Below are 15243 nucleotides of genomic sequence, written 5' to 3' on the forward strand. Positions count from 1 at the left end.
CCCGGAGGTCTCGTGGGCTAGCCTGGGCACGAGGGGGAGGACGCATGGCCGAGTGGATCCCGGATGTGCTCGGAGACGAGTTCGCCCAGCTCACCCTCGACCTCGGCAGTGACGAGCAGGGTCCGGTGGCGGCCACCCTCGTGCGCGCGCTGCCGGCTCCGGTCCCGTGGTGGGAGCGCGCCCGGCGCCGTCGCCCGCTGCTCGAGGGCGTGGACGTGCTCTACATCCACGGGTGGTCGGACTACTTCTTCCAGAAGCGGTTGGCCCGATTCTGGACCGCTCGTGGTGCCCGCTTCTTCGCCCTCGACCTCCGCAAGTACGGGCGCAGTCTGCGCGAGGGCCAGACCCCGGGCTACATCACCGACCTGTCCACGTACGACGAGGACATCGCCGCAGCCCTGGACGCGATGGGGCGCGGCGAGGGCGGCGCGGAGAGCGGGCGACGCCTGATCCTGCTCGGGCACTCGACCGGCGGGCTGACGCTGAGCCTGTGGGCGTCCCGGCATCCCGGCGCGGCCGATGCCCTCATCCTGAACAGTCCCTGGCTCGAGTTCCAGTTCGCCCCCGTGCGCGCCGCGATCGCCCCGATGGTGGAGTTCCAGGCGCGGATCCGGCCGCTCGACGTCGCGCCGCAGGTCGATCTCGGCTACTACACGCGGGCGCAGCAGGAGGTGGCCGACCCCGACGACCCGATGGAGGTCAACACCGCGTGGCGTCCCGTGCAGACGATGGCCGTGTACGCCGGGTGGCTCAACGCGATCCTCACCGGGCACAAGGCCGTCGCCGCGGGTCTGGACATCCCAGCGCCGGTCTGCGTCCTGCTGTCGAAGCGGTTCGTGCCGCCGACCCGGTGGTCGGAGGAGCTGACGTCCGCCGACTCCGTCCTCGTCGTCGACGACATCGCCCGCGCGGCCCTGCGGCTCGGTTCCTCCGTGACCGTCGAACGGATCGACGGCGCCCTGCACGACGTCTTCCTGTCCCGGCATGAAGCCCGCGAGGACGCGTATCGTCGCCTGCACCGCTGGGTCGTCGGCTGGCGCGCCGCTCAGACGTAGTACATCGCGCGCGCGAGGCGCTCCGCCTCGTCGCCGTCGCCGGTGCGCACCGCTTCGGCGAAGTCGGCATACACCTGTCGCATCCGCTCACGATCGCCGGGGCGCACCACCCAGGCGCGCAGGTTCCGGGTCACCGCGACGGCGACATCGTCGATGAGCATCCGGTGCTGACGGTTCCCGCTGTGGTCGGCGAGGTACGCGAAGACCGCCCATCGCGCCCGTGCCGTGGACGCGCCGTCCGTGAGCGAGTCCTGCATCCGCGTGATGAGCTCCTGCACCCGCTCGCGCTGGACCGCGCTCAGCCGCGGCACCGCCATCCGGGCCGTGATGCCGCCCTGGTAGCCGGCGAACTCCAGCGACTCGGCCACCACCTGCGGCGTAACCGTCGTCACCTCCGTGTACCGGCTCGGGTACATCGTCACCAGTCCCAGTCGCTCCAAGCGCTGCAGTGCTTCGCGCACCGGCGTCCGCGAGACGTGAAGCTCGTCCGCCACGTCGACGTCCCGGATCCGGTCGCCCTCGGCGAACTCTCCCTCCGTGATCAGCCGCCCGATGTGGTGGAACACCTCATCCGCCAGCAGCTGCTTGTTCTCTCCGATGCTCTTCGACTCGATCTGCGCCATGGCCCAGCCCCCGGTGGTTCTTGGTCTGCGCCCGACGTCCGCTCCCGGGCGATGAGGGGAGCGACGGCCGCAGGATTGCCGTCATGCCTCCTCGGGGGGCCGATCCGCGTGAGGGCGCGCAGCGGGCGGGGAGGCCTGTCATGAACCCGGGACCGGTCGGCGTGCGACGTCGGCAGACCCCAGGCCGACGCGAGCTTCGGGGGCCCGCGCCGCTCCCTCCCCTGAGCCGGCGTGGCATCCTCGAAGCGCACCCACCGCGGCGATCGGGTGTCGGGCGGGGATGGCGTCGGAGTCGTGACGAGTCACGACCGCTTCCAGTCTCGACGAAGAACACCGATATCTCGGTATGCGTTGACCGGGGAAAAGAAGCTCGTGACGGCGGGCCAGAATGCGCTGATCATCAGGGAGTCGCGCGGAGGCAGAGCGCATGCTTGGAACGTTGCATCTAATTATTTGGATGTAAAGGGGTTTTGGATCATTATTTAGTGATCTAAACTGATCGCATGGCCACGACACCGATCCCCGTGAAGCGGGCTGTCCGCACGATCGGGCAAAACCTCGCGACCCAGCGCAAGTTGCTGGGACTGACCGCCAAGATGGTCGCTGAGCGGGCCGGAACTACTCCTCAGACGATGAGCCGGCTTGAGAACGGCGAAGGCACGACTCTCGAGGTCACGCTCCGAGTCATGCGCGTTCTCGGACTCATGGATGCGGTCGTCGCGGCCAGTGATCCGTTCAACACCGAGCGGGGGCGCCTCCTGGCGGACGAGAAGCTGCCCGAACGCGTACGGGTGCGCTCCGATGGTTGATGTCTACGATGTCACGACCGTCGTCAACGGGAACGAGGTCCTTGCGGGCAGGATCTACCGCACCCGGGCCTCGGGCTCATTCGAGTATGACTCTGGATACCTGCGCATGCGGACGGCGTTCGAGTTGGCCCCCGCTCTGGGCCTGTTTCCTGGCGCCCAACCACTCCTTCCCAACAATCCGTTCGGAGACTCGGCCCCCGACCTGGGGTCGGAAGGTGCAGAATCGCGCAGCCGGTCGCCGGCTTGACGAGTTGACTCTGATGTTCGGCGTCAACGACGAGGGGCGCCAAGGAGCAACGCGGTTCTGGGCCGACGGCGTCGCGGTCGCGCCGGGGGACGGCGTGCCGGTGGAGGCCGATCTCGCCGACATCATCCACGTCGCCGATCAGGTCGAGCGGGGAGAACAGGACATCGACGACGTTGCGGTTCGGCGACTCTTCCGTGCCACCGGTTCCCTCGGGGGTGCTCGTCCCAAAGCCAACGTGAGGATCGGTGCTGACCTCTGGCTCGCGAAGTTCCCCAAGCCCGTCGGTGATGAGTGGAACGTGATGGCGTGGGAGGGGGTGATGCTCGATGCGATGGGAGCAGTCGGCATAGACGTCCCTCCGCATCAGACGAAGCGGATCGCGGTGGACGGAATCGAACGGACGGTCCTGTTCCTCAAGCGCTTCGATCGCAGAGAAGACGACATCCGAGTCCCGTACATCTCCGCGATGACCGCACTGGAAGCCACCGACGGCGAGGGTGGTGACTGGCTCGACGTGGTCGACTTCGCGCAGGTCTCCGGCTCCGATACGACCGAGCTCTGGAGACGAGCAGTCTTCGGTGCGCTCATCGGGAACCTTGACGACCATCTTCGGAACCATGGCTTCCTGCGCTGGGGGGCAGATTGGAGGCCCTCTCCGGCATTCGATGTGAACCCTGAGCCGCTCTCCGACGGGAACGAGCATCAGCTCTCCCTCTTCGGCAACCGCGACCTCGTCCTCGATTCCTTTCTCCGAAGGGATGCGCTCGATCTGTTCCGCGTGAAGCAGTCAGAAGTCACCGAGTTCCTCGACCGGCTGCGGCCTGTGGTGCGTCGGATGCCGCGTGTCGCGGAAGCCCACGGTGCGGACGCCGTCTCGATCGAGATGATGGCCACACGAATCGCCTCCGCCGCTGCCGCCCTGGGCTGACGACCCGTGACGCAAGAAGCGCCCGTCGGGAAACGGGCGCTTCTGTCGGTGTGATTCCGGCTCGCGCGGGCTCCCGGTGGACTGAACCAGGAATGCTCGGGCCGCGGAGTAGAGTCAGCGGTAGTTGATGAACTGCAGATCGATGTCGAGGTCGCTGCCCTTGAGGAGAGCGATCACGGCCTGGAGGTCGTCGCGGCTCTTGGACTGCACGCGCAGCTCGTCGCCCTGGATCTGGCTCTTCACGCCCTTGGGGCCTTCGTCGCGGATGATCTTGCCGATCTTCTTCGCGTTCTCGGAGGAGATGCCGTCCTTCAGGCTCGACAGGATGCGGAACTCCTTGCCGCTGGCGAAGGGCTCGCCCGAGTCGAGGCTCTTCAGGGAGATGCCGCGCTTGATGAGCTTGGACTGGAACACGTCGAGGACGGCGTTCGCGCGCTCCTCGGTGTTCGCGGTGATGAGGATCTGCTCGCCGCTCCAGGCGATCGAAGCACCGGTCCCCTTGAAGTCGTAGCGCTGCTCCACCTCTTTGCGCGCCTGGTTCAGAGCGTTCTCGGCCTCCTGGCGATCCACTTTCGAGACGATGTCAAAGGAACTGTCAGCCATGCCTTAACTGTATCCGGGGGTGTGCGGAAAGTCCCGTGGGCGCGGCGCCCCGGGAGCGCGTCGCCCGGCGCCTAGACTTCGTCGATGCCGATGTCGCCCTACGTCGAGGCGATCCGTGCGCGGATCGGACACGACTTCCTCCTGCTGCCCGGTGTCACCGCCGTCATCCGCGACGGCGAACGGTTCCTGCTGGCCCGGCACGCGCACTCCGGCGTGTGGAGTCTGCTCGGGGGCGGCATGGAGCCCGGTGAAGAGCCCGCGGACGCGGTCGCCCGCGAAGTCCTCGAGGAGACGGGAGCGCGTCTGCGGATCACAGGATTGATCGGCGCGTACGGTGGCGACCCGATGGCGGTGACCTATCCGAACGGCGACCAGGTCGGCTACGTCACGGTCGCATACGAGTGCGAACTGCTCAGTGACCCGGCACCGGACATGGACGAGATCGTCGAACTGGGCTGGTTCCCCCGAGAGGCCATCGCCTCCTTGCCGCGGCGTGACTGGATCGACCGCGTCATCCGCGATGCGCCGCATCGTGGTGTCGGGGAGCCCGTGCGCTGACGCGTGCGCCACCACCTGGCCCGGGGGCCCGCTAGCCGGCGCTCGCCGTGTAGACGTTCTCGGAGATCCGAGTCATCCCCTCCGGAGCGGGCGCACCGTCGGGGACGACGGTGAACGTGCCCGTGATGCCTCCCACCGAGAAGGGCGCGCCGTCACCGCCGCACCCGAGCACCCAGCTCTCCTCGTCGGCGTACGCCAGGAGGCATGCGGAAGCGTCGTCGCGGGCGCGAGCGAGCCACAGGGATGTCCCTTCGTCTTCGCCGACGAACCGGGCTGTCGCCTGGTCCACGTCGTCCCACGCGTAGCCGGGCAGATCTGCCGGAACCTCGTCCCGCGCCCCGGCTTCCCGATCGAGCACGGCGTATGCGGCTCCCACGCTGGTGCATCCGGTGAGCGCGACCGTGGACAGGACGACGACGGCGGCAGCCGCCCGAACGTGGATCCCCATCCAGCGATGCTCTCGCAGATGAGCCGTACGTGGAACCCCGCGCAGTCGCGAAAGGTTCGAACTCCGGCGGAGATGGAAGCGTTTTCATGCCTCCCGCCGGGCGCCGGGCCGATCACGGGTTGATATCGACGCTGTTGCGGATTGTGATCGTCTTTCGAAACGATGCATACTGTAAGCGCTTGCAGTCTTGCAGGCGCTCAGCACTGAGAGAGGCACACACCAATGAAGGTGAACAAGAGGGGCATGGTCGCCGCGGGCGCCATCGCCATCGTTTCGGCTCTGACGCTCGCCGGCTGCTCGACCGGCTCCGGCGGCGACGACTCTTCCTCCGGTGCGGACAGCGGCGGCACGCTGACCGTCTGGGTCGACGCCGAGCGGGTCGACGCGCTGCAGGGCGCGGCGGACGCGTACCAGGAGAAGACCGGTGTCACGGTCAAGCTGGTGGGGAAGTCCGTCGACGACATGAAGGACGACTTCATCCAGCAGGTCCCGACCGGCAAGGGCCCCGACGTGGTCATGGGCGCTCACGACTGGCTCGGCGAGCTCTCGACCAACGGTGTCGTCGCGCCGATCGAGCTCGGCGACAGCTCCGAGGACTACCTCCCCGTCGCGCTCCAGGCGGCGACCTATGAGGGCACCGTCTACATGCTCCCGTACGCGGTCGAGAACATCGCGGTCCTGCGCAACGCGGACCTCGTCCCCGAGCCCGCGACGAGCTTCGACGACATGGTCTCGAAGGGCACGTTCGTCGTGGAGCAGGGCGCCGAGGGCAACCCGTACCACCTGTACCCGTTCCAGACCGCGTTCGGCGCTCCGGTCTTCGGCACCGATGACAGCGGTAGCTACGACCCGACCGACCTGCAGCTCGGCAGCGAGGGCGGCTTCGCCTTCGCCGACTGGCTGGGGGCGCAGGGCGCGGCCGGCACGCTGAACACCGACATCGACGGTGAGATCGCCAAGCAGCAGTTCCTCGACGGCACCGCCGCCTTCTGGCTGACCGGCCCGTGGAACGTGGGCGCGGCCACCGAGGCGGGCATCAACGTCGAGATCGACCCGATCCCGAGCCCGACGGGGGAGACGGCCTCGCCGTTCGCCGGCGTCAAGGGCTTCTTCGTGAGCGCCGAGTCGAAGAACAAGGTCGCGGCCAACGACTTCCTCGTCAACTACCTCGGCACGGAGGACGTGCAGCTGGAGCTGTTCAAGGCCGGCAACGTCCTCCCGGCCCTCACGGCTGCCGCCGACACCGCGGCGTCCGACCCGATCATCGCCGGCTTCCAGTCCGTCGGCGCCGACGCGGTCCCCATGCCGGCGATCCCCGCCATGGGCGCGGTCTGGCAGTTCTGGGGCGTGGCCGAGGCCGCCATCATCAACGGCGAGGACCCGCAGGCGACGTGGCAGAAGCTCGTCGACGACGTGACCGCCGCGATCGAGTAACGGCCGACAAGATGACGACCCTGCCGGGGCGGGCCACCCAGCCCGCCCCGGCAGGACCATGACGAGGACGACATGACAGACACCGAAGAGCGCACCGCGCCCCCCACGCCTCGGCAGCGCCAGGCGGCGAAGATCGCCGAGGCGGCCTCCCGACCGATCGGGTGGATGCTGCTCAAGATCCTGTTGCTGGCGATCGTGGACGCGATCGCCGTCTACGCCGTGTTCGTGCTGCTCGTGCAACGCGAGTGGCTGGTGCTCGGCCTCGTCGTCGCGGTGACGGTCGTCGTCAACTACATCTACTTCTCCCGCAAGCGCATCGCGGCGAAGTACCTCACGCCCGGCATCATCTTCCTGGTCCTGTTCCAGGTCTTCACGCTCCTCTACACGGGCTACATCGGCTTCACGAACTACGGCACCGGTCACAACGGGAGCAAGGAGCAGGCGATCTCGTCGCTGCTCGCCTCCGCGCAGGAGCGCGTCGAGGACTCTCCGACGTACCCCGTCACGGTGGTCGAGCAGTTCGGCACCTACGGCCTCCTCGTCACGGATCCCGAGGACGGGGATGCCCTCCTCGGCACGGCGGAGCAGCCTCTCGCCGAGGTCGACGCGGAGTTCGAGGGTGGCAAGGCCGTCGCCGTCGACGGGTGGACCACGCTTCCGCTCGCCACCGTCTTCACGCTGTCGGAGGAGCTGGAGCAGCTCTCCGTCCCCTTCAGCGACGACCCCAACGAGGGCAGCCTCCGTGCACCCGACGGGCAGAACGGCTACCTGTACGTCTCGACGCTGACCTACGACGCCGATGCCGACACGATCACGGACACCGCGACCGGCACGGTCTACAGCGACACCGGCGACGGTGCGTTCACTGCGGAGGACGGCGAGCAGCTGCTGCCCGGCTGGCAGACCACGGTCGGCTTCGACAACTTCGTCCGCGCGGTGACCGACGAGTCCATCCGCGGTCCGCTCATCTCGGTCACCGTCTGGACTTTCGTCTTCGCGCTGGTGTCCGTCGCGACGACCTTCTTCCTCGGCCTGCTGCTCGCGCTCGTCTTCAACAACAAGCGCATGCGCTTCCGCAACGGCTACCGGATCATCCTCATCCTCCCGTACGCCTTCCCGGCGTTCCTCTCCGCGCTCGTCTGGGCAGGGATGATGAACGAGAGCTTCGGGTTCATCAACCAGGTGCTGTTCGGTGGCGCGTCCATCCCGTGGCTCACCGATCCGGTGCTGGCGAAGGTGTCCGTGCTGCTGGTGAACCTCTGGCTCGGCTTCCCGTACATGTTCCTCGTCTGCATGGGCGCGCTGCAGGGCATCCCGGACGACGTGAACGAGGCCGCCGTGATGGACGGCGCGAACGCGTGGCAGATCTTCCGCCGCATCAAGCTGCCGCTGCTGCTGGTGACCGTGGCGCCGCTGCTGATCTCGTCGTTCGCGTTCAACTTCAACAACTTCAACCTGATCTACATGCTGACCAAGGGCGGCCCCCGCTTCAGCGACGTGTCGATCCCCGTCGGCCACACCGACATCCTCATCTCGATGGTCTACAAGGTGGCCTTCACCGGGCAGACCCGCGACTACGGTCTCGCCTCCGCCTTCACGATCCTGATCTTCGTCGTGGTCGCGACGATCTCGATCATCAGCTTCCGCAAGACCAAGGCCCTCGAGGAGCTGAACTGACATGAGCACCGTCCCCAGCACCGCCCCGCGCACCGCTCCGCGGCGTCGTTCGTTCGGCGCCTGGTTCGCCGACACCGGATGGCGTCACCTCGTCGCCATCGTGGTGAGCGCCTTCGCCCTCTTCCCGCTCCTGTACGTCGTGTCGGCCTCGCTCAACCCGAAGGGCACGCTCACCGGATCGAACCAGCTCTTCTCGGCCATCGGGATCGACAGCTACGTACGCATCCTCAGCGACCCGCAGAACCCGTACGGGACGTGGTTCCTGAACACGCTGCTCATCGCGGTCGTGACGGGCGCGGTCACCGTGTTCATCGGAGCGTGTGCGGCATATGCCTTCTCCCGCATGCGCTTCGCGGGCCGTCGCGTGGGGCTCGTCACCATCGTCGTGGTGCAGATGTTCCCGCAGCTCCTCGCGGTCGTCGCGATCTTCCTGCTGATGTCGACGCTGGGGGACTGGTTCCCGGCGATCGGCCTCAACACGCACACCGGCCTGATCCTCGTCTATCTCGGCGGCGCGCTCGGCGTGAACACCTACCTGATGTACGGGTTCTTCAACACGATCCCGAAGGAGATCGACGAGGCCGCCCGCATCGACGGCGCCGGGCACGCGCGGATCTTCTTCACGATCATCCTGCGCCTGGTCGCCCCGATCCTCGCGGTCGTGGGCCTGCTCTCCTTCATCGGCACGGTGAACGAGTACGTGATCGCCAGCGTCATGCTCGTCGACGTGGATCAGCAGACCCTCGTCGTCGGTCTGACCAAGCTCGTGGCGAACCCTCGCTACGCCGACTGGTCGGCCTTCTCGGCCGGCGCGGTCATGGCGGCGATCCCGGTCATGGTGCTCTTCCTCTTCCTGCAGAAGTACATCGTCGGCGGTCTCACCGCGGGGGCGACCAAGGGCTGATCGAGCGGCCGCGGCGTCCGCTGACCGAGGCCGCCGCGTCGCGGCGTTGCTCACGGCCTGCGCGGGGGCTCGGGCCTACGGTGGGACCATGGCACGGGTGGGTGGACGGAACCTCGGGATGAGCTGGTTCGCCGGCATCGTGTGCGCGGGTATCGTCGGGGCTCTGGTGTGGCTCTCCCTGCCGATGCTCCCGGTTCTGGCGCAGGTCGCCGGCGACGCCCTTCGTACGGCCTTTCCGTGAACGGCAGGCGGGGCGACGCGCGTATGGCGACACGTCGGCACGCCTCCGGAAGCGCCGGGACAGGCGGCGGTAATCTCGCACTGCACATCCCCGATGAGAGGCGCACCCCATGAGTGATCCCGAGGCTCGTCAGCCCGAGAAGCCGCGCGACGTCGACGACGTCGTCGGCAGCGCGAACGCCGGTCTCGATGCCGCAGCAGCGGCCCGGGGAGATGTCTCCGGTGCCGTGGACGACTCGCGAGCGGATGACTCGCGCGTCTCCGATGCGCCGACCGACCCCGCCGTGACGCGGCAGGAGCCGGCGGTCGACCCTGATCTCGCCGCCTTCGAAGCTGCCGAGCGCGAACACCCCGGCACTTTCGCGTCAACGGTGCCGACGCCCTCGCGAACCGACAGCGACCGCTTCGGCGCTGATCGCGGTGACGCCGACCGTCACGACGCGACGCCGGAGACCTCGCTCTACGCGACGCCGACCAGCCCCGCGCACGAGGAGTCGGCCATGGCGGGCGCCGCCTACGCCTCCCACGCCGACGACACCGACACTCGGATCGTGCCCTCCGAGCCGCTCACGAACGGTGCCGCCGCCGCGCCGCAGCCGCAGCAGCCGCAGCCGATCTTCGTGCAGGCGCCGGAGCCGCCGCGTGAGCGCGGCAACCGCGGCACCGCCGGGGCCATCGGCCTGCTCGCCACCGTCGCCTTCGCGCTGCTCTACCTCGCGACCATCCTCGGTCTCGGCGCCCTCGCCGGCGACGTGAACGGGGAGAACATCGGCGAGGCTCTCGTCGCCCCGCTGCTCACCTGGGGGTTCTGGACCCCGGTGGTCGTGTTCTTCCTCGGCTTCTGGTTCCTCGGAGCGATCATCAACCGCGGCCGCTGGGGCCTCTGGGTGGTGTTCGGCCTCATCGTGGGCGTCATCGCCTACGCGGGACACATCCTGGGCCAGCTCTTCGAGGCGCCGTTCTGGAAGCTGAGTCCGTCCCAGGGTCTCGAACTCGCGGGGGAGCAGCTGCTGGCCCCGCTGGCCATCGCGGCCTTCGTCTTCGCCCGCGAGCTCACGATCTGGTTCGGCGCCTGGGTGGCCCGTAGCGGCGCCCGCAAGACCGAGCTGAACGAGGAGGCGCAGCGCGAGTACGAGCGCACCCTCGAGGCCGGTCCCACCCTGTCGAGGTAATCACGAACACCACCACGCCGAACCCCCGCGGGCCCGAGTCCGCGGGGGTTTCGGCTGTCCTCGCGGCGGTGATGGCCACCATCGCCTTCTTCGCCCTCGCCGTCTTCGGCCTCGGTGCGCTCAGCGTCGCGACCGACCGGGACATCATCGACGCGCCGGGCCTCGGGCAGATCCCGGGGGTGTCCGGCATGGTCGCGGCGGTCGTGGTGTTCGCGCTGGTCCTGTGGGCGACGGTGCGGCGGGGACACGCCTCCTTCGGCTCCGCTCCCGTGATCGCGCTGCTCACGGCACTCGTGCACCTCGCCACCGTCTGGTTCGCCGTGCTCGTCGCGACGAGCGACGTGGTCGTGGCCACGGCCGTCGCCGGAGATCTCGTCCGCGGCGGCGCGAGTCTCGTGCTCCTCGCCGCGGCGGCGGTGGCCGCCTGGGGTGGGATCGCCCTGCGCCGCACGAAGTCGGCGCAGCCGCGATGGCCGTGGGAGCGCGACGAGGGGGAATGACACCCCGGAAATCCGCGCCGTGAGCGGCGACGCGCCGTACGCTGGTGGGGTGGAGCGCTCATTGGAGACGCAGGTCGACCAGGCCGTCGAGGCCTGGTTGCGCTGGGTGCCGCGCTGGGAGCCGGCGACGCACCGCGGCCGGACCGCGCCCTGTCGACGCTGTCTCGGCTCGCCCATCCTCGCCGCCGCGGGAATCGCCGGCACCACCCCGCACGGCGTCCAGCACGGCCTGTCGACGCGCATCAAGACGATCGTCGACCATGCGGTCGGCGAGTACACCGCGCGGAACCTCCCGACACTGCAGCGCGAGCTCGACCAGCAGGCCGCGCGCAACAGGGCCCGCAGCTATCGACCGACCGAGGACCTCGACCCTGAGTTCGAGGGCATGCCGCTGGACCCGGAGCCGGTGCCCGGCGCCCCCTTCCTCTTCACGATCGCCGGCCTCGCCGACGACTCCGCGGCCGAGCTGCCGCCGCTGCCGCCGCTCTCCGACGAGGCCAAGACGGCACTGCGACAGGAGGTCGCCCTCGCGGACGAGTACGCGAACCTCGTCGGCCGGGAGATCTGCGGGATCCTGCTCCGACACCGCATCACGATCCAGGCGGCGGTGTCCCGGCACGTCGAGCCGCAGATCGAGGCGCTCCTCGCCGAGTTGACGGAGTCGCTGGACTCGCCGTTCGACCCCGACATCCCCTGACTCCGCGCGGTTCGCGCGAGGGCGACCGTCATTTGACCGTCAGGTTACGCGGCATTACACTTGATCAGGTGTGTGCACGTCCTGACGTGCGCGCTGGGCGTCGGCACCTCGCCGGTCCGCCCCCACGGCATACCCACCACACCAAAAGCTCGCCGGTTCCGGCGTGCCGGTGGGTCATGATGTGAAACCCATCACGCTGTCACCGTGCAGCACTATGAGGAGAGAACGTGCCAACCATTCAGCAGTTGGTTCGCAAGGGTCGCTCGCCCAAGGTCTCGAAGACCAAGGCGCCCGCGCTCAAGTCGAACCCGCAGCAGGCCGGGGTCTGCACCCGCGTCTACACCACCACCCCGAAGAAGCCGAACTCGGCGATGCGCAAGGTCGCTCGTGTGAAGCTCCGCAACGGGACCGAGGTCACCGCGTACATCCCCGGTGAGGGCCACAACCTGCAGGAGCACTCCCTGGTGCTCGTCCGCGGCGGTCGTGTGAAGGACCTCCCCGGTGTGCGTTACAAGATCGTCCGTGGCGCTCTGGACACCCAGGCCGTCAAGAACCGTAAGCAGGCTCGTTCCCGCTACGGCGCGAAGAAGGGTTGAGTTAGATGCCTCGTAAGGGTCCCGCCCCCAAGCGCCCCGTCGTCAACGACCCGGTCTACGGCGCTCCGATCGTCACCTCGCTGGTGAACAAGATCCTCGTCGACGGCAAGAAGTCCCTGGCCGAGTCGATCGTCTACGGCGCCCTCCGCGGTGTCGAGGCGAAGAACGGCCAGGACGCCGTCGCCACCCTGAAGAAGGCGCTCGACAACGTGCGCCCCACGCTCGAGGTCCGCAGCCGCCGCGTCGGTGGCTCGACCTACCAGGTTCCGGTCGAGGTCAAGCCGCACCGCGCGAACACCCTCGCGCTGCGCTGGCTCGTGAGCTACGCCAAGGGTCGTCGTGAGAAGACGATGACCGAGCGTCTCCAGAACGAGATCCTGGACGCGTCGAACGGCCTCGGTGCCGCGGTCAAGCGCCGCGAGGACACCCACAAGATGGCCGAGTCGAACCGCGCGTTCGCTCACTACCGCTGGTAACCCCTTCGACGGGCTCAGGGATCCTTTCCGCGTTCCTGGGCCCGTCGCACCCCCTCTTCGCAGTACACCTGCTGCTCCAATAGATAAGGACACTCCTGTGGCACAAGACGTGCTCACGGACCTGAGCAAGGTCCGCAACATCGGCATCATGGCGCACATCGATGCCGGCAAGACCACGACGACCGAGCGCATCCTGTTCTACACGGGCGTCAACCACAAGCTCGGCGAGACGCACGACGGTGCCTCGACCACCGACTGGATGGAGCAGGAGAAGGAGCGCGGCATCACGATCACGTCTGCCGCCGTGACCTGCTTCTGGAACAAGAACCAGATCAACATCATCGACACCCCCGGTCACGTGGACTTCACGGTCGAGGTGGAGCGCTCGCTCCGCGTCCTCGACGGCGCGGTCGCCGTGTTCGACGGCAAGGAGGGCGTCGAGCCCCAGTCCGAGACCGTGTGGCGTCAGGCCGACAAGTACAACGTCCCCCGCATCTGCTTCGTCAACAAGATGGACAAGCTCGGCGCGGACTTCTACTTCACGGTCGACACGATCATCAACCGCCTCGGCGCCAAGCCGCTGGTGCTGCAGCTCCCGATCGGTGCCGAGAACGACTTCGTCGGCGTCATCGACCTCATCGAGATGCGCGCCCTGGTGTGGCCCGGCGACGCCAAGGGTGACGTGACCATGGGTGCCTCCTACGAGGTGCAGGAGATCCCGGCCGACCTCAAGGACAAGGCCGAGGACTACCGCCAGCAGCTGCTGGAGACGGTCGCCGAGACCGACGAGGAGCTTCTCGAGAAGTTCTTCGGCGGCGAGGAGCTCACCGTCGCGGAGATCAAGGGCGCCATCCGCAAGATGGTCATCGCCAGCGAGATCTACCCGGTCCTCTGTGGCTCCGCCTTCAAGAACCGCGGTGTGCAGCCGATGCTGGACGCCGTCGTCGACTACCTCCCGTCCCCGCTGGACGTGCCCGCCATCGAGGCGCACGACCCGAAGGACGAGGAGAAGATCATCGAGCGTCACCCCGACGCGAAGGACCCGTTCGCGGCCCTGGCCTTCAAGGTCGCCGTGCACCCGTTCTTCGGTCGTCTGACGTACGTGCGCGTCTACTCGGGCGAGCTCGAGTCGGGTGCCCAGGTCATCAACTCGACCAAGGGCAAGAAGGAGCGCATCGGGAAGATCTTCCAGATGCACGCCAACAAGGAGAACCCGGTCGACAAGCTGACCGCCGGCAACATCTACGCCGTCATCGGCCTGAAAGACACCACCACCGGTGACACCCTCGCCGACATCGCGCAGCCGGTCGTCCTCGAGTCGATGACGTTCCCGGAGCCGGTGATCGAGGTCGCCATCGAGCCGAAGACCAAGGCCGACCAGGAGAAGCTGGGTCTCGCGATCCAGAAGCTCGCTGAGGAGGACCCGACCTTCCGCACGGAGCTCAACCCCGAGACCGGTCAGACGACCATCAAGGGCATGGGCGAGCTGCACCTCGACATCCTCGTGGACCGCATGAAGCGCGAGTTCCGCGTCGAGGCGAACGTCGGCAAGCCGCAGGTCGCGTACCGCGAGACGATCCGCAAGACCGTCGAGAAGCACGACTACACGCACAAGAAGCAGACCGGTGGATCGGGCCAGTTCGCCAAGATCCAGTTCAACATCGAGCCGCTCGAGCTCGACGGCGAGAAGACGTACGAGTTCGTGAACGCGGTCACCGGTGGCCGCATCCCGCGCGAGTACATCGGCTCGATCGACGCCGGTTTCCAGGACGCCATGAACGTCGGTGTCCTCGCGGGCTACCCGATGGTGGGCGTCAAGGCGACCATCGTCGACGGTGCGGCGCACGACGTCGACTCCTCGGAGATGGCGTTCAAGATCGCGGGCTCCATGGGCTTCAAGGAGGCCGCTCGCCGTGCCAACCCCGTGCTGCTCGAGCCGCTGATGGCCGTCGAGGTCCGTACTCCGGAGGAGTACATGGGCGACGTCATCGGCGACCTGAACTCGCGTCGTGGCCAGATCCAGTCGATGGAGGACGCCGCCGGCGTCAAGGTCGTGCGTGCCGCGGTGCCGCTGTCCGAGATGTTCGGCTACATCGGCGACCTGCGCTCGAAGACCTCGGGCCGTGCCGTCTACTCCATGGAGTTCGACAGCTACGCCGAGGTCCCGCGCGCGGTGGCCGACGAGATCGTCCAGAAGGCCAAGGGCGAGTAACACTTCCCGGCGCTTCGACAGGCTCAGCAACCCATAATGGGGCCCTGAGCCTGTCGAAGGGCCA

General features: G+C 67.9%; 17 protein-coding genes. 14 read left to right on the plus strand and 3 right to left on the minus strand.

The features are described from left to right. Positions 1-44: 44 nt before the first annotated feature. Positions 45-1055, plus strand: coding sequence for an alpha/beta hydrolase (locus CJ226_RS07930; protein ID WP_102208852.1), 1011 nt, complete (start codon positions 45-47; stop codon positions 1053-1055). On the opposite strand, the gene CJ226_RS07935 is transcribed toward CJ226_RS07930, so the two are convergent. Then, positions 1046-1678 (minus strand): GntR family transcriptional regulator, encoded by a 633-nt coding sequence (locus CJ226_RS07935; protein WP_102208853.1) that lies wholly within the window; start codon positions 1676-1678, stop codon positions 1046-1048. The two genes, CJ226_RS07930 and CJ226_RS07935, sit on opposite strands and share 10 nt — an antisense overlap. 503 nt (positions 1679-2181) lie before the next feature. Here CJ226_RS07935 and CJ226_RS07940 point away from each other — a divergent pair. Further along, positions 2182-2487, plus strand: coding sequence for a helix-turn-helix domain-containing protein (locus CJ226_RS07940; protein WP_062632891.1), 306 nt, complete (start codon positions 2182-2184; stop codon positions 2485-2487). 260 nt (positions 2488-2747) lie between these two features. Continuing rightward, a complete protein-coding gene (locus CJ226_RS07945) occupies positions 2748-3662 on the plus strand; it encodes a type II toxin-antitoxin system HipA family toxin (RefSeq protein ID WP_062632890.1) in 915 nt (304 codons plus the stop codon). Between the two features lie 114 nt (positions 3663-3776). Here CJ226_RS07945 and CJ226_RS07950 read toward each other — a convergent pair whose 3' ends face one another. Next, on the minus strand, positions 3777-4265 hold the full coding sequence (locus CJ226_RS07950; RefSeq protein WP_025102421.1) for a YajQ family cyclic di-GMP-binding protein: 489 nt from the start codon (positions 4263-4265) through the stop codon (positions 3777-3779). Positions 4266-4349: 84 nt separating this feature from the next. On the opposite strand from CJ226_RS07950, the gene CJ226_RS07955 reads away from it, so the two are divergent. Then, entirely contained in the window at positions 4350-4823 is a 474-nt protein-coding gene (locus CJ226_RS07955; RefSeq protein WP_257996575.1) for an NUDIX domain-containing protein, read from the plus strand. Positions 4824-4854: 31 nt separating this feature from the next. Here the strand turns inward: CJ226_RS07955 and CJ226_RS07960 are convergent, their stop codons facing one another. Then, positions 4855-5271: a hypothetical protein gene (locus tag CJ226_RS07960; protein WP_062632886.1), complete on the minus strand. Its 417-nt coding sequence runs from the start codon at positions 5269-5271 to the stop codon at positions 4855-4857. Between the two features lie 222 nt (positions 5272-5493). On the opposite strand from CJ226_RS07960, the gene CJ226_RS07965 reads away from it, so the two are divergent. The 10 genes from CJ226_RS07965 (at position 5494) to fusA (ending at position 15179) form a co-directional block, all read left to right on the plus strand. Beyond that, entirely contained in the window at positions 5494-6705 is a 1212-nt protein-coding gene (locus tag CJ226_RS07965; protein WP_102208856.1) for a maltose ABC transporter substrate-binding protein, read from the plus strand. 72 nt (positions 6706-6777) lie between these two features. Beyond that, positions 6778-8382 (plus strand): maltose ABC transporter permease MalF, encoded by a 1605-nt coding sequence (malF, locus tag CJ226_RS07970; protein ID WP_102208857.1) that lies wholly within the window; start codon positions 6778-6780, stop codon positions 8380-8382. A 1-nt stretch (position 8383) separates the two neighbouring features. After that, positions 8384-9286 carry a sugar ABC transporter permease gene (locus tag CJ226_RS07975; protein ID WP_102208858.1) on the plus strand — a complete coding sequence of 301 codons (903 nt, stop codon included), beginning with the start codon at positions 8384-8386 and terminating at the stop codon, positions 9284-9286. Between the two features lie 88 nt (positions 9287-9374). Next, a complete protein-coding gene (locus tag CJ226_RS18100; protein WP_180964571.1) occupies positions 9375-9527 on the plus strand; it encodes a hypothetical protein in 153 nt (50 codons plus the stop codon). Between the two features lie 109 nt (positions 9528-9636). Next, positions 9637-10698 (plus strand): ABC transporter, encoded by a 1062-nt coding sequence (locus CJ226_RS07980; protein WP_102208859.1) that lies wholly within the window; start codon positions 9637-9639, stop codon positions 10696-10698. Positions 10699-10769: 71 nt separating this feature from the next. Next, complete coding sequence (locus tag CJ226_RS07985; RefSeq protein WP_238695598.1) at positions 10770-11198, plus strand: hypothetical protein; 429 nt, start codon at positions 10770-10772, stop codon at positions 11196-11198. Positions 11199-11247: 49 nt separating this feature from the next. Continuing rightward, positions 11248-11895 carry a hypothetical protein gene (locus tag CJ226_RS07990; RefSeq protein ID WP_062633037.1) on the plus strand — a complete coding sequence of 216 codons (648 nt, stop codon included), beginning with the start codon at positions 11248-11250 and terminating at the stop codon, positions 11893-11895. 227 nt (positions 11896-12122) lie between these two features. Beyond that, a complete protein-coding gene (rpsL, locus tag CJ226_RS07995) occupies positions 12123-12491 on the plus strand; it encodes a 30S ribosomal protein S12 (protein WP_013584051.1) in 369 nt (122 codons plus the stop codon). A gap of 5 nt (positions 12492-12496) precedes the next feature. Next, on the plus strand, positions 12497-12967 hold the full coding sequence (rpsG, locus tag CJ226_RS08000) for a 30S ribosomal protein S7 (RefSeq protein WP_017201608.1): 471 nt from the start codon (positions 12497-12499) through the stop codon (positions 12965-12967). 97 nt (positions 12968-13064) lie between these two features. Continuing rightward, on the plus strand, positions 13065-15179 hold the full coding sequence (fusA, locus tag CJ226_RS08005) for an elongation factor G (protein WP_102208860.1): 2115 nt from the start codon (positions 13065-13067) through the stop codon (positions 15177-15179). Positions 15180-15243 lie beyond the last annotated feature (64 nt).

Source organism: Microbacterium sp. UMB0228 (assembly GCF_002871415.1).
Taxonomy (GTDB): domain Bacteria; phylum Actinomycetota; class Actinomycetes; order Actinomycetales; family Microbacteriaceae; genus Microbacterium.

Coding starts and splice junctions, on each gene's coding strand:
- CJ226_RS07945 (WP_062632890.1), top strand. CDS start 2,748: ATGTTCGGCGTCAACGACGAGGGGCGCCAAGGAGCAACGCGGTTCTGG.
- CJ226_RS07930 (WP_102208852.1), top strand. CDS start 45: ATGGCCGAGTGGATCCCGGATGTGCTCGGAGACGAGTTCGCCCAGCTC.
- CJ226_RS07955 (WP_257996575.1), top strand. CDS start 4,350: ATGCCGATGTCGCCCTACGTCGAGGCGATCCGTGCGCGGATCGGACAC.
- CJ226_RS07965 (WP_102208856.1), top strand. CDS start 5,494: ATGAAGGTGAACAAGAGGGGCATGGTCGCCGCGGGCGCCATCGCCATC.
- CJ226_RS18100 (WP_180964571.1), top strand. CDS start 9,375: ATGGCACGGGTGGGTGGACGGAACCTCGGGATGAGCTGGTTCGCCGGC.
- malF (WP_102208857.1), top strand. CDS start 6,778: ATGACAGACACCGAAGAGCGCACCGCGCCCCCCACGCCTCGGCAGCGC.
- CJ226_RS07950 (WP_025102421.1), bottom strand. CDS start 4,265: ATGGCTGACAGTTCCTTTGACATCGTCTCGAAAGTGGATCGCCAGGAG.
- rpsG (WP_017201608.1), top strand. CDS start 12,497: ATGCCTCGTAAGGGTCCCGCCCCCAAGCGCCCCGTCGTCAACGACCCG.
- CJ226_RS07985 (WP_238695598.1), top strand. CDS start 10,770: ATGGCCACCATCGCCTTCTTCGCCCTCGCCGTCTTCGGCCTCGGTGCG.
- CJ226_RS07940 (WP_062632891.1), top strand. CDS start 2,182: ATGGCCACGACACCGATCCCCGTGAAGCGGGCTGTCCGCACGATCGGG.
- CJ226_RS07935 (WP_102208853.1), bottom strand. CDS start 1,678: ATGGCGCAGATCGAGTCGAAGAGCATCGGAGAGAACAAGCAGCTGCTG.
- CJ226_RS07980 (WP_102208859.1), top strand. CDS start 9,637: ATGAGTGATCCCGAGGCTCGTCAGCCCGAGAAGCCGCGCGACGTCGAC.
- CJ226_RS07975 (WP_102208858.1), top strand. CDS start 8,384: ATGAGCACCGTCCCCAGCACCGCCCCGCGCACCGCTCCGCGGCGTCGT.
- CJ226_RS07960 (WP_062632886.1), bottom strand. CDS start 5,271: ATGGGGATCCACGTTCGGGCGGCTGCCGCCGTCGTCGTCCTGTCCACG.